A 13,946-nucleotide genomic window follows, 5' to 3' on the forward strand; every position below is an offset into this window, starting at 1 on the left:
AGAAGGACGGGGAGGTACCGGAATATGAAAAAGAACGAACTAGACCATATTGATTTTGAAATCTTAAAGATGCTTCAGGCAAATGCCAGGATTCCGCTCAAGGAGATCGCCGCAAAGGTATATTTGTCTTCACCGGCAGTATCTGCCCGGATCGAGACTCTGGTAAATAAAGGATATATTGAAGGGTTTCATGCGCAGATCAATCCGGAGGTGATGGGATATCACATCAAAGCGTTTATCAATCTTGAGGTGATACCGCAGGATAAGAAGAAGTTTTATCCATATATTAAGGAGTGTAAGAATGTTGTGGAGTGCAATTGTGTGACCGGAGATTATTCGATGCTTCTGGAGGTATTGTTTCAGAGCACCTCGGAGCTTGATCAGTTTATTGGCGAGCTCCAGGAGTACGGCAGGACGAATACACTGATCGTCTTCTCGACATCGGTAGAGCATCGTGGTGTGATCATAGAATAAATAACAGGATTTTCAATGCATTGTCCGGAGATACCGGGAGAAGCAGAAGCCGGAGATAAGCGTTGATTTTTCCAGATAATCATATATAATATGATGTAGGATTACGAGATTGCTTTGCAATGAAGCAATCCACAGTATCAGTTGGATTCAAAAGGATTCAGGGAGGTAATGAATATGGCATTTTTTGATAGTATGAAGGAAACTCTGACTACCGCAGGCAGAGATGTAAGTCAGAAGGCGAAGGAAGTATCCGGTGTAGCGAAGCTCAAGCTCGATATCAAATCCAAAGAGGATGCACTGAATAAAGAGTACATTGCACTCGGAAAGCGTTACTACGATATGCAGAAGGAAGGCGAGATCGCTGATGAGCAGATCGCCAATGTCAGCTCACTTTTAAGTGAGATCGCTGATCTGAAGGACGAGGTTGTCCGGATGCAGGGCGGAGCATGCTGTCCACAGTGTGGTGCAGTAATCCCGGAGGGAGCCGCATTCTGCAGCAAATGCGGGGCAAAGATGTAAGTGCGCGAAGGCAAAAGTGAACATAGTGATCAGCCAGATATCGGTGCTTGCACTAGGGAACTGGCTGGTCGCTATGTGAACACGCCCGCGAGTGAGGAAAAGCGAAGCTTTTTCGAACCTTTTGCTGGAGCGCTGTAAATAAGCTTGTGAAACAAGCGGAGGAGCTCTGAAAGAGCGGATTTGCGAGTTTATAAGTGAAGCCTCAGAGAAAATCAGACGCCCGCGAGTGAGGAAAAGCGAAGCTTTTTCGAACCTTTTGCCGGAGCGCTGTAATAATTTTATAATGTAGATGAAAACCATCTGTGGATCTGTTTCAAGATTCCCGGATGGTTTTTGTTATTTTATTTCCCATAAACAGCAGTCATAAAATGTCTGTTTATGGGAATACTAACCATGCGAAATAATTCGAAATGATTAAAGTGCTTTTGCACAGAGCGTAGAAAGGTATGGTTAGAGACATGAATAATAGAAAAATAGCAATTATCGGTTGTGGGTATGTAGGAGCAGCAACAGCATTTACGATCATGCAGAGCGGACTGTTTTCGGAGATGGTCCTCTTGGATGTGGACCGCAAGAAGGCGGAGGGCGAGGCAATGGATATCATGCACGGTATGCCGTTTGCCATGCCGATCAAAATTCATGCCGGAGATTATGATGATATTGCAGACAGTGCGATCATCGTTGTGACAGCGGGCTGCAATCAGCGTCCGGAGGAGTCGAGACTCGATCTTGTACACAAAAATATCGAGATATTCCGTCAGATCATGGGTGAGATTGCGGCAAGAGACGTCGAGGGAATCCTTTTGATCGTATCTAATCCGGTCGATATTCTTACCTATGCCGCATGGAAATTCTCGGGATTGCCGAGACATCGTGTGATCGGTTCGGGAACCGTGCTGGACACGGCGCGCCTGAAATGTATGCTGGGTGGCGAGCTTGGTGTAGATGCGCGAAGTGTGCATGCGTTTATCATTGGAGAGCATGGGGACAGCGAGCTTGCGGTGTTCAGTAGTGCCAATGTGTCCGGAATTGATCTGAGGGACTTCTATGACATGTGTCAGCCGGACGAGTATCAGAATGATACGGAGAGGATCTACGATCAGGTAAAGGACAGTGCATATAAGATCATTGAGAGTAAGAAAGCCACATACTTTGGCGTGGCAATGGCGGTTTGCCGTATCTGTGAATGCATCATGAGAAATGAGCATTCGATCCTGACCGTGTCCGGCGTGGTGGAGGGACAGTATGGAGCCAGTGATATGGCGTTAAGCCTGCCATGTATTGTCGGAGCCGGGGGTCTGGAGCAGATCATTCAGATTGAGCTTGATGAAAAAGAGGACGAGCAGCTTGAGGAGTCGATCCGCGTGCTGAGCCAGGTGTTGGATGAGTGTATGTAAAGCATTATGATGCCGGGGCAGGAGTGAAAGGGGATCTATCCCGAACGGATGCTGCGGCTTGTCCCGTTGCTGTGCGATTGCTGTAATACTGCAAATACCGGCGGTGTCCCTTGAATCCGATTACTTATGGTGCGTCCGGCTGTCCCGGAGACTGTAGTAATAATACATGCGCAACGGCATCTCATGCAGATACAGGGAAATGCTGAAGCGTCTCCGGGGATCTCTGGTGAAAAGTCCGCAGAAAAACACTTTCTGAATACGGCGGCGACAGCGCCTGAGGTACCGGGGCGGCAGGCGATCACGCATTGCGCGGCAGGAATGACATCCTTCTTTAAAACATTTGAAGAAAAAGATGTAGTCATCAATTGTTCTTACAAATGAAGAGACAGAGATACGGAGACAGATGCGCCGGATATACCATAAGATCAGATGGATCCCATACAAAATCCAGTCAAGAATATCCAATGTGGTGTTGTAAATCTTCTGTGAGAGGATGAATATAAAACGTGCGGCAAACATGAGAAATTCTTCAAATTCATTCATATATTTCCTCCGTTTCTGTGCATTTTCGTGTAAAGTTCATCAATTATATATCTATTTTATCGGATTTGCAACAGAAATTTTTGAGAGAGGGTTGACATAATTCTCCCAAAGAGTATAATCATATTCAAACAATATAATTCTCAAATTGAGAATTATATTTTAAGAAGGAGGAATGATCGGTGGAAGTACGGGATCAAAATGGATTAACAGAAGCGGAGTTTATTCGGCAGTATGATCCGAACCGCTATGAGAAGCCGGCTGTTACGGTGGATATGCTGATCTTTACCGTGAATCCGGAGAAGGACGATTCGCTGGAGCTTTTGATGATCGAGAGGGGAGGTCATCCGTTTCTTGGTAAGTGGGCGATCCCCGGCGGCTTTGTGGAGATGGAGGAGTCTCTGGAGGAAGCGGCGGCAAGAGAGCTGAAGGAAGAGACGGATCTCTCGGATATTTATATGGAGCAGCTTTATACGTTTGGCGATGTCGGGAGAGATCCGCGGATGCGCGTGATCTCTGTGGCATATATGGCGCTGGTGCCGAAGGCGAAGCTTCATCCGGTGGCGGGCGATGACGCTGCGAAGGTGAAGTGGTTTACCGTGAAGCTGGGTGCGGATGATCGTCTTACACTTCTTTCGGAGGATGTGTGCCTGTCGGAGGAGGACATTGCGTTTGATCATGAGAAGGTGATCAAGACGGCGCTGCAGAGACTGAAGAATAAGGTGGAGTATACCGACATTGCATTTGAGTTGGCGGGCGAGGAGTTTACGCTGACGCATCTGCAGTCCATTTATGAATCGGTCCTGGGGAGACAGCTTCACAAGCCGAACTTCCGCCGGTGGATCGTTGACCGCGTGGAAAAGACCGGGGGAATGGACACGAAAAGCTCAGGGCGCCCGTCCTGTCTGTACCGCAAAAAGAGCGGGGAATGGGAGCATCGATTCTGATGGAACCTGACAAATCGGTGAATCGAAGCATTGGCTCTGATAGAGCGTGATCAACCGGTGAATCGAAGCATCGGCTCTGATAGAGCGTGATCAACCGGAATAGGAGTCGGGTATGGCATTGTCTGTGGCAGCAGGCTTGCAGACAGGGAAAGGATGGTTGGATTAATATGGCGAAAGTATTAGTAGTTGTGGATATGCAGAATGATTTTATTTCCGGAAGTCTCGGCACGAAGGAGGCGCAGGCAATCGTGCCGGCCGTAGTGGAGAAGATCCGGAAATATCAGGACAACGGAGATGTGGTCTTGTATACATACGATACGCATGGCGAGGATTATCCGGAGACGCAGGAGGGACGTAATCTTCCGGTGAAGCATTGTATCCGTGGAACCTGGGGCTGGCAGCTTGCAGACGAGATCGCGGAGCTTGCAGAAGGTGCGGATACTTATGAAAAGCCGACCTTTGGCAGCAGAGAGCTGATGCAGGATCTGGCAGAGTTGAACCCGGAAGCGATTGAATTTATCGGACTTTGTACGGATATCTGTGTGGTATCCAATGTGCTTGGAACAAAGGCGTGGCTGCCGGAAACACCTTTGACGGTCGACAGCAGATGCTGTGCAGGCGTGACGCCGGAGAGTCATGAGACGGCACTGGCAACAATGCGGTCCTGTCAGGTAAATGTTATTTAAGAGGATGATACAAGGGTCAGATATTTTTGCCCCCAATATCATAGGATAAGAACATAATATAATAATGTTTTAGTTTGGTGCTGGAGAGAGAAAGGTCGTGATGACAATGAAGCAGTTTGATAAACGTAATTTAACGATGGTCATGGATTTTTATGAGCTGACCATGAGTAATGGATATTTCAGAGAGCAGGACAGAGATGCAAGAGTGGCATTCGATGTATTTTACCGGAAGAATCCGGACGGCGGCGGATATTCTATTTTCGCCGGACTTGAGCAGATCATCGAGTATATTCAGGATCTTCATTTTGATGACGATGACATTGCATATCTGCGTGAGCAGAAGATCTTCGAGGAGGATTTTCTTGAATATTTACGGAATTTCAAATTTGAGGGAGATCTGTATGCATTTCCGGAGGGGACGATCATGTACCCGAATGAACCGGTTCTGACGATCGTTGCGCCGCTCATTGATGCACAGCTTGTGGAGACGGCAGTGCTTTTACAGGTCAATCACCAGTCTCTTGTCGCAACAAAGGCAAGCCGTATCGTACGGGCGGCACAGGGAAGAGTCGTGTCTGATTTCGGTGCGAGACGTGCGCACAACATGGACGCAGCCGTGTATGGCGCAAGAGCAGCTTACATTGGCGGTGTAAACGGAACGGCAACCGTGCTTTCCGGCGAGATGTTCGGCATCCCGGTAGGCGGCACGATGGCGCACAGCTGGGTTATGTATTATGAGGATGAATATACCGCTTTTAAAAAGTATGCAGAGACTTATCCGGACGGCACCGTACTTCTCATTGATACATACGATGTCTTAAAGAGCGGTGTACCGAATGCGATCCGAATCGCCAAAGAAGTGTTAGAGCCGATGGGCAAACGTCTGAAGGGAGTCCGCATCGACAGCGGTGACCTTGCGTATCTTTCCAAGAAAACAAGAAAGATGTTAGATGACGCCGGACTTACGGACTGCCAGATCGTGGCATCCAACAGTCTCGATGAGTACACGATCTCTTCCCTGATCGATCAGGGCGGCTGCATTGACAGCTTTGGTGTGGGCGAGCGTCTGATCACCTCCAAGAGTGAGCCGGTTTTTGGTGCTGTTTACAAGATCTCTGCCGTGAAGCGTGACGGCGAGTACCAGCCGAGGATCAAGGTGTCCGAGAATGTGGAAAAGATTACGAATCCGGGACTTAAGAAGGTGTACCGAATCTATGATGAGACGGGGAAGGCTGTGGCAGATCTGATCGGTAAATACGACGAAGAAATCGATCTTTCAAAGCCATTCCGCTATGTGGATCCGGTTGCTCCGTGGCGCCAGCGAACCTTTGACAACTGCACCGGAAAGGAGCTTCAGGTGCCGATCTTTAAGGACGGAAAGCTGGTTTATGAACAGCCGTCTCTGGAGGAGATCCGTTCCTATGTGAATCAGCAGATGAAGGAAGAAATGTGGCTTGAGGAGCAGCGTTTCGAGAATCCGCATGTGCATTATCTGGATATGACACCGAACTATTATGATATGAAGATGGAGCTTCTCTATAAGATGCAGAAATAGAAAATTGCATATTGGTGACGCCGGCACATGACCGGAACGGAACGAGTGGCAAATTAACACAGTCAAATTCGATCATGGCAGATAGTGGAAGAATACTGCGGATTGGACAAGCAGCAAATTAACACAGTCAAATTCCCCGGAACGGTTGACAAATCGGGGGAGGAATACTAAAGTAAATAAGATAGGGTAATTAGAATTTTAGGAAAAGAGGGACAGTAGATGGCAGAGAAAAAGAGATTTTATCTGACAACCGCGATTGCGTATACGTCAGGAAAACCGCATATCGGTAACACATACGAAGCCGTTCTGGCAGACAGTATCGTGCGCTTCAAGAGACAGCAGGGATACGATGTACGCTTCCAGACAGGAACGGACGAGCACGGTCAGAAGATCGAGCTTAAGGCAGAGGAAGCAGGAGTTACACCGAAGAAGTTCGTAGATGATGTCTCAGGACAGATCAAATCAATCTGGGATCTGATGAATACGTCTTATGACCGTTTTATCCGTACCACGGATGAGGATCATGAGAAGCAGGTACAGAAGATCTTCAAGAAGCTTTATGATCAGGGCGATATTTACAAGGGATTTTACGAAGGCATGTACTGTACACCTTGCGAGTCCTTCTTTACACAGTCTCAGCTGGTAGATGGCAAGTGTCCGGATTGCGGACGTCCGTGCCAGCCGGCAAAGGAGGAGGCATACTTCCTGAAGCTCAGCAAGTACGCTGACCGCCTGATCGAGCATATTAATACACATCCGGAGTTTATCCAGCCGGAGTCACGTAAGAACGAGATGATGAACAACTTCCTTCTTCCGGGACTGCAGGATCTCTGTGTATCCAGAACCTCTTTTAAGTGGGGAATTCCGGTAGATTTTGATCCGGATCATGTCGTATATGTATGGCTGGATGCACTCAGCAACTATATCACAGGACTTGGCTATGACGTAGACGGTGACAACCGCCTTGATGAGAACGGCGAAGATCTTTATAAGAAGTTCTGGCCGGCAGACCTTCACCTGATCGGAAAAGATATCATCCGTTTCCATACGATTTACTGGCCGATCATCCTCATGGCACTTGGTGAGCCGCTTCCGAAGCAGGTATTTGGTCATCCATGGCTGCTGCAGGGCGAAGGCAAGATGAGTAAGTCCAAAGGAAACGTAATCTATGCGGACGATCTTGTAGATATGTTTGGCGTAGATGCTGTCCGTTATTTCGTACTTCATGAGATGCCATTCGAGAACGATGGTGTTATCACATGGGAACTCATGGTAGAGCGTATGAATTCCGACCTTGCCAATACACTTGGTAACCTTGTAAACCGTACGATCTCCATGACCAATAAATACCTTGGCGGTGTTGCTGAGGACAAGGGTGTTGCCGAGCCGGTTGACGACGATCTTAAGGCTGTCATTCTTGCAGCACCGAAGAAGGTTGAGGAGAAGATGGATAAGCTTCGTGTGGCTGATGCGATCACAGAAGTATTTACAATCTTCAAGAGATGTAACAAATATATCGACGAGACAGAGCCTTGGATCCTTGGAAAGGACGAGGCAAAGAAGGATCGTCTCTCTACCGTACTCTACAATCTGTTAGAGAGCATTACTATCGGCGCAAGCTGTTGGAAGCATTTATGCCGGATACCACAGACCGTATCCTTGCACAGATCGGTGCCACAAAGCGTCCACTGGAGGAGATGGATCATTTCGGTGGTTATGTCAATGGCACAAAGGTAACCGACAAGCCGGAGATTTTGTTTGCCCGTCTTGACATGGACGAGGTAAAGGCAAAGGCTGAGGAGATCCAGAAGGCTCAGGCTGTTGCAAACGGCAGTGCTGCAGAGACCGAGGAAAACGTCATCGACATCGAGGCAAAGCCGGAGATCACATTCGACGATTTCACAAAGATGCAGTTTCAGGTTGGTGAGATCATCGCCTGTGAGGAAGTCAAGAAGTCCAAGAAGCTTCTGTGCTCCCAGGTGCGTATCGGCAGTGAGGTAAAGCAGATCGTATCCGGAATCAAACAGCACTATTCCGCAGAGGAAATGGTTGGCAAGAAGGTTATGGTTCTCGTCAACTTAAAGCCGGCGAAGCTCGCAGGCGTTCTGTCTGAGGGAATGCTGCTTTGCGCAGAGGATGCCGACGGCAATCTCGCACTGGTAACACCGGAGAAGAATATGCCGGCAGGCGCAGAGATCTGCTAGAGATTTAGAACGAATAGTTTCGTTTGTTGGAATACAGGTGAAATCAGGAGCCCCTTACCGGATGGTGAGGGGCTTTTGTGCGCCGTTGAGGGGCTTTTCAAACCGATCTTTACGAAATATTTTCCGAAAATGTCGCGATATATATCATAAAAATTGGATCAATGCCTTGCATTATACAAAAAATTTCTAAGCAATAACAAATATAATCAAAAAAGTCTTGCGTTATAAGATATGTTGGAAGATAATTATCATAAAGATAATAATTCAGGCGGAAAGGATAGCTACAAAAATGAAAATAAAGCAAAATACAAACATATTTAGATGATTTATGGAATCATATGAAACAAAAATATAAAAAGGAAATTGTGGGAAAAATCCGTAAAGAAAGCATGCAATGATATCGGAATCAGTTCTGATTCCTTTGCTTATAAAATTCTTAAACTAAACTCGATAGAGAGATGTTATCTGCTTCTAGATGATTGTATTATAGATACGTTTTACTATGATTTTATGATTGTATTTTTTGTGGAATTATTTGATTTTTTTGATATTGAATTTATTTTTCGATTGGCTAATAGCATTTTAGAAAATTGGTTTAATTATGCTCAAAATATACATTTAAATATTAATGAGCAATTTGTATGGGAAAAGTTAAAAGAAATTTTGGGTGATCGAGAAAAATTGTATCGGGAATACTTTAAAAGGTATAATAATCTAAGAGGTAAAGACACTGTGCGGGTTCGTTATCCTCAAAATGGTCAAAATTGGGTTGAATGGGTTGGAAATAACTATATTGACATAAAGGTTGATTTGGAAAAAGGCGTTGATTTAGGATTTTGTAGAATGGGATGTTTCTATACTTTAGTAAGGGATGATAAGAAAAAAATATTAAAAGTTGCATACAAAAAACATTACAAAGAAGTACTTGTATTCGACCCTGAATATCTTGATGAGATTCAGAAAAATAACATTCTATGGCTGTATTAGGGGTTGCGGATTGTGTGAAGTTTAAAGATATGCTTTTTGATTGAAATCCAGTTTTAAACTGATGGTAGAGTACGTGGAAGATATGATTGATGATAGCTGGAAACCATTAGAAGAGGAATAGCAGGAGCAGAATATAATCAAATTAGCTTAAGGAAGAAAGGAAATAGCATGATATATACAGATCAGCAATTGGTAAAAAAGATTCGAAAAATGATAGTTGACTTTGAAGATGAGGTTGTTGAATTCAAGGAAGCACGTACAAATTATTCGTTTAAAGATATTGGAAAATATTTTTCGGCGTTAGGTAATGAAGCAAATATACGTGGCTTGAAAGAAGCCTGGCTAATTTTTGGAGTGACAAATAATAAAGAAATAGTGGGTTCTGCTTATCGTCAGGATGGAAATCTTCAGCATCTAAAAAAAGAGATTGTTGGAGGGACAAATGAAAGAGCTACTTTTATGGAAATATATGAATTAATTATGGATGGACATCGTATAGTAGCTTTTCAGATACCTCCTGCAACAAGAGGAATTCCAACTACTTGGAATGGGGCTGCTTATGCAAGAGAGGACGAGAGTACATGTCCTCTTCCTATGGATAAGGTTGATTTAATAAGGAGCCAGGTAGGGATAGATTGGTCTAAAGAGATAGTGGAAGGTGCTACATTTGAAGATTTAGATCCGGAAGCTGTTTCTTATGCGAGAAAACTTTTTATAAGAAAGCAGAATGCATCTAAAAAGTCAACAGATATGCTGTTAAAGATGAGTGATATTGAGATGTTGAATAAGGCAGGAATTCTGATTAAGGGAAGGATAACTAATACTGCTTTGATTTTATTGGGCAAGGAAGAATCGTCATACCTTTTTGATGGATTTATACCTAGAATCACATGGACTTTATATAATGGAAATGGAACAGTGAAAGCATATGAGCATTTTGATATGCCATTACTACTAGCAGTTGATAAGGTTTATTCGAAGATTCGAAACGAAAAGTATAGATATATTGCTGGACAGCAAACATTGTTTCCGGATGAAACTTATCAATATGAAGCGGATGTTGTAAAAGAGGTTTTGAACAATTGTATTGCTCATTCCAATTATCAGTTACGTGGGAAAATTAATTTAGAAGAATTTGAAGATCGACTAGTTTTTATTAATGAAGGAAATTTTATTCCAGAAACTGTAGAAAAAACTTTGGAAGAGGGTTATAAACCACCATATTATAGAAATACTTTTTTGTGCAAGGCGATGGTAAACTTATATATGATTGATACAAATTCCATGGGAATTCCTATGATGTATCAGATTCAAAAAGAAAAATGTTTTCCATTACCAACCTATGACTTGAGTGATCCTAACCGGGTGAAAGTTTCACTTTATGGAAAGATATTAGATAAAAATTATACTCAACTGTTACATGCAAACGCCGACTTGGATTTATCGACTGTGTTTTTGCTTGATAAAGTACAGAAGAAAGAGGTTATTTCAAAAGAAAGTTTTGCACAGTTAAAGAAACGAAAATTGGTAGAAGGAAGATATCCTAATATTTATGTTTCGTATAAGGTTGCTAATATTGTAGGACAACAGACGGAGTATGTTAGAAACAAAGGATTAAAAAATGATGTGTACAAACAATTAATAATTAATGCATTAGATACAATGGGGAGAGCTAGTGCTGGCGAGCTGAAGGAGGTTCTGTCAGGATCATTGTCGGCAGTTTTGAGCGATAAGCAACAGTCCAAGAAAGTATCTAATATTCTTCAGGCTATGAAGCGAGAAGGTATTGCGGATGTTGACGGCGTTGGACATGCTGCAAGATGGTATTTGAAAAAATAAATGTTTGAACTAATTTAGCTAAAGAAAAACGATTTAGTTTAAGTGCTTAACGAAGAATGCCGAAAAATAAGGACTTTTCTAAGGACTAATAAACGTAATTAGCTCAAAATTAGTCTAAGATAGTTCAAAATTAGTCCAAGATGGAATATTTAGTTTCCATTGCTGGACAAATTGCAGAAAGTGGAGAAGAAATTATAAAGAGTTGTTGGCAAAAAAATGCGACAAACTCAAAAAATTATTAGAATAAGTAGGGGGAAGTACCATATATTAACTACATCATAAGTTCAAATAAAAATTTATTCAAATCGCTTTTTGGCATCACAGTGTGTGATATTATTGACGACTTAAACTCGCTTCGGCGAGTTTTTAGTTTTAGTACATACATGATAGAAACCCCTCAGGCAGAGAGGGGCTTTATATGAATCGTAATATGATGCCATAGCAGCGTCATTGCTATCTGCATCTGACTCTTGCCCTTGCATCATATGGTTGTTATTTGTTTTTCGAAACAAATACAATCTTATCCTGCGACCAGAAATTCGTTTCAAATTCCAGTGTGATCTTTTTGGAGTTCTTGGGAATTTCGTAGTAAACAGCGCCGGTCGCCTTATTGCCCGGGGAGATTGTGGCGTCAATTTCATCGTCCGCAACGGCGTATGCAGCATCGGCAGCATATCCATCGGCGTAGCAGTTCCACGATGTCATGCTGGAGATGGTCTGATCGGTGTCCCCCTTGTTTTCAAATTCAAACTCCATGCGGTAATAGATGTGTCCCTTTTTCGGCTGCATGAATTGATTCTTGCATTTGTACTTTTTTGCCGAAATAAAGGTGATCTTTAAATCCGTTGTCTCGACGATATCGCCGACGTGAAATTTGTTTTTCTTTTTGGATTTTTTTCTGCTTGTGCCGGTTGATTTTGTTGTGCCGGAGGAAGAAACTTCTCCGGTTTTCTTTGGTTCATCCGAGTCGTTTCCGCCGGCGAGACTGCCGATGACAACGATTGCGATCAGAACGATAACAACCCATTTCCATTTTCCCTTCATTGTATGTACCTCCTTATTTTGAGCTTTCGGAAATCCAACTGATGCCACGGATTGCTTCCGGTGAATTGATCCTAAGCAAAACAGTTGTCTCCACTCTAGTTTAAAGAGGTAGGTTATAAAAGGCGTCCGCCCGTGAGCGGAATATCGGTGCTGCTATTCGCCGCCGAGAAAAAAGACAAGCGAGAACATGAGGATACAATAAATGAAAAGATATACCACGGTTAAGATCCAGTGCAGCGCGCGGCTTCGCTGCATGAATGGAAGCTGATCGCGGACATGACAGTAATTGCCGAGGAAGTAAACAATTCCGATCAGCATCAGAAATGCGCCTGCGCGGTTTACGAACAGCGGATAGCCCGTCATACTGGAGCCGTCCGATGCCGTTGTGGTCATGGAGCGGCAAAGCCAGAAAATAAACAGGTATCCCCAAACAGCAGTGAGCATTTTCCAGATAACGCCGGAACGGAAACCAACCGGAAGCTTTTCGCGATAGGAATAAAAATGTTTTGTGAAAATATTGCCGGAGGAATCAGAATCATTGTCAACGGATTTTGCAGTTTCCGTGGTTGTCTGTACCATATTTGGGTCAGTGTATTTCAAAAGTTCTGCACGCAGAGCGGCAGCATCCGGATAACGCTCGGAACGGTCCAAGGCAATGCATTTCCGGATGACCGGTTCCAGAGGACCGTGATACAGACCGCTGTCCGGGTAATCTTTCGTCAGAAGATAATACATGGTGACACCAAGGGCATAAAGGTCGGTGCGCGGATCGGACTGCCCGAAGCCATATTGCTCCGGTGCCGCAAATTTCCTGGTACCCATCAGCGTGTGTCCTCAATCTGGGACTGATCAAATTCCTTGGCGGCGTTAAAGTCGATCAGTTTTACAATGCCGTCATTACTGATCATAATATTGGATGGCTTGATGTCGCGGTGGACGATAGGCGGCAGCCGGGGGCTGATATCAAAGTCGTATGTTTACGATATTCTGGGTGGCGTCAAGACAAATCCATCCCGGGATATTGTGTTGATCCTGTGCATTGCTGCCGGGATGGATCGAAAGCTGGTCAGACGCGTGCTGGAAAATTACGGACATCGCGATCTATATGTGAAGGATACCAGAGATATCATTATTGCGACCTATATCAATAATCAGATCTATGATCTGGACCGGCTCAACGATGAGTTGTTCCGGTATGGACTTGCGACATTAAATGGGCAAAGCTGATCACAGTGCTTTCTTATCGTTCAGATATTTTAATACAATGCTGCGGATGTCTTCTGCAGCGGCATTTGCCAGTGCATTTTTCTTCTCAGACATCGTTTTTTCAAAGAAAATCGAAATAATCTCACTGACGATTTCTGTATCCGATTTATAGGCGATTTTCTTGGAAATAGGGTCTTCTTCCAGTAAGGTGGATCGGAAAACACTGCCATTGGGAGTGTGTCCAACCAAAAGTTTCTTCATGTATTCGTTCGCGGTTACGCGGCGCGTCAGCGTGGAAAGTGAGCGGTTCGGCAGAACCTCGTTTCGGCTGGTCAGAGTCATATACAGCGTATATTCGTCCTTACGTCCGATAATGGAATATGTTCTTTTCTCGCGGCGGGCCACTACCGTGTTGCTTGCCTGCTTGCAGCATTCGCAAAGCTCATCGCGCATTCTTTCAGTGATAGGCAGCTTCTTGTCTGCCATGGAAAGCTCTAAATAATAATTTATCATAATTAGGTATATCCTTTCTCGTAAATATTCTGAAT

14 protein-coding genes and 1 pseudogene are annotated in these 13,946 nt (G+C 44.2%); 10 read left to right on the forward strand and 5 right to left on the reverse strand.

Features of this window, described 5'->3' with window-relative positions; genetic code table 11:
• The first annotated feature begins 24 nt into the window (after positions 1-24).
• The 3 genes from DXA20_RS02100 (at position 25) to DXA20_RS02110 (ending at position 2,390) form a co-directional block, all read left to right on the forward strand.
• A complete protein-coding gene (locus DXA20_RS02100; RefSeq protein ID WP_022306696.1) occupies positions 25-474 on the forward strand; it encodes an Lrp/AsnC family transcriptional regulator in 450 nt (149 codons plus the stop codon).
• 174 nt (positions 475-648) lie between these two features.
• Positions 649-993, forward strand: coding sequence for a zinc ribbon domain-containing protein (locus tag DXA20_RS02105; protein WP_118559107.1), 345 nt, complete (start codon positions 649-651; stop codon positions 991-993).
• Positions 994-1,451: 458 nt separating this feature from the next.
• On the forward strand, positions 1,452-2,390 hold the full coding sequence (locus tag DXA20_RS02110) for an L-lactate dehydrogenase (RefSeq protein ID WP_243100495.1): 939 nt from the start codon (positions 1,452-1,454) through the stop codon (positions 2,388-2,390).
• A 120-nt stretch (positions 2,391-2,510) separates the two neighbouring features.
• On the opposite strand, the gene DXA20_RS02115 is transcribed toward DXA20_RS02110, so the two are convergent.
• Complete coding sequence (locus DXA20_RS02115; RefSeq protein ID WP_118559109.1) at positions 2,511-2,933, reverse strand: hypothetical protein; 423 nt, start codon at positions 2,931-2,933, stop codon at positions 2,511-2,513.
• Positions 2,934-3,112: 179 nt separating this feature from the next.
• Here DXA20_RS02115 and DXA20_RS02120 point away from each other — a divergent pair, with 179 nt between their 5' ends.
• The 6 genes and pseudogenes from DXA20_RS02120 (at position 3,113) to DXA20_RS02145 (ending at position 11,148) form a co-directional block, all read left to right on the forward strand.
• A complete protein-coding gene (locus DXA20_RS02120; RefSeq protein ID WP_022306878.1) occupies positions 3,113-3,877 on the forward strand; it encodes an NUDIX hydrolase in 765 nt (254 codons plus the stop codon).
• Between the two features lie 167 nt (positions 3,878-4,044).
• Positions 4,045-4,563: a cysteine hydrolase family protein gene (locus tag DXA20_RS02125; protein ID WP_022306877.1), complete on the forward strand. Its 519-nt coding sequence runs from the start codon at positions 4,045-4,047 to the stop codon at positions 4,561-4,563.
• Between the two features lie 106 nt (positions 4,564-4,669).
• Positions 4,670-6,118 (forward strand): nicotinate phosphoribosyltransferase, encoded by a 1,449-nt coding sequence (locus DXA20_RS02130; RefSeq protein ID WP_118559110.1) that lies wholly within the window; start codon positions 4,670-4,672, stop codon positions 6,116-6,118.
• Between the two features lie 219 nt (positions 6,119-6,337).
• Positions 6,338-8,322, forward strand: a pseudogene (gene metG, locus DXA20_RS02135) (methionine--tRNA ligase).
• A gap of 525 nt (positions 8,323-8,847) precedes the next feature.
• Positions 8,848-9,309, forward strand: a complete 462-nt coding sequence (locus tag DXA20_RS02140) for a hypothetical protein (RefSeq protein ID WP_147403667.1) — start codon at positions 8,848-8,850, stop codon at positions 9,307-9,309.
• A 168-nt stretch (positions 9,310-9,477) separates the two neighbouring features.
• Positions 9,478-11,148 (forward strand): RNA-binding domain-containing protein, encoded by a 1,671-nt coding sequence (locus tag DXA20_RS02145; RefSeq protein ID WP_118559112.1) that lies wholly within the window; start codon positions 9,478-9,480, stop codon positions 11,146-11,148.
• A gap of 492 nt (positions 11,149-11,640) precedes the next feature.
• Here DXA20_RS02145 and DXA20_RS02150 read toward each other — a convergent pair whose 3' ends face one another.
• The 3 genes from DXA20_RS02150 to DXA20_RS18575 all read right to left on the reverse strand — a co-directional run bounded on the left by DXA20_RS02150 (position 11,641) and on the right by DXA20_RS18575 (position 13,100).
• The gene (locus DXA20_RS02150; protein ID WP_118559113.1) at positions 11,641-12,192 is read right to left on the reverse strand and encodes a DUF4352 domain-containing protein; all 552 of its coding nucleotides are present in this window, start codon (positions 12,190-12,192) and stop codon (positions 11,641-11,643) included.
• A gap of 153 nt (positions 12,193-12,345) precedes the next feature.
• Positions 12,346-13,014, reverse strand: a complete 669-nt coding sequence (locus DXA20_RS02155; RefSeq protein ID WP_118559114.1) for a hypothetical protein — start codon at positions 13,012-13,014, stop codon at positions 12,346-12,348.
• Positions 13,014-13,100 carry a hypothetical protein gene (locus DXA20_RS18575; RefSeq protein WP_118559115.1) on the reverse strand — a complete coding sequence of 29 codons (87 nt, stop codon included), beginning with the start codon at positions 13,098-13,100 and terminating at the stop codon, positions 13,014-13,016. Before DXA20_RS18575 ends, DXA20_RS02155 begins: the two co-directional genes overlap by 1 nt.
• Between DXA20_RS18575 and DXA20_RS16485 the strand changes: the two genes are divergently transcribed.
• On the forward strand, positions 13,081-13,419 hold the full coding sequence (locus tag DXA20_RS16485; RefSeq protein WP_147403668.1) for a hypothetical protein: 339 nt from the start codon (positions 13,081-13,083) through the stop codon (positions 13,417-13,419). The two genes, DXA20_RS18575 and DXA20_RS16485, sit on opposite strands and share 20 nt — an antisense overlap.
• Here the strand turns inward: DXA20_RS16485 and DXA20_RS02170 are convergent, their stop codons facing one another.
• A complete protein-coding gene (locus DXA20_RS02170) occupies positions 13,420-13,911 on the reverse strand; it encodes a hypothetical protein (protein WP_022304961.1) in 492 nt (163 codons plus the stop codon).
• Positions 13,912-13,946: the final 35 nt, after the last annotated feature.

This window comes from Roseburia sp. AM59-24XD, from assembly GCF_003478445.1.
Taxonomy (GTDB): Bacteria; Bacillota; Clostridia; order Lachnospirales; family Lachnospiraceae; genus Jutongia.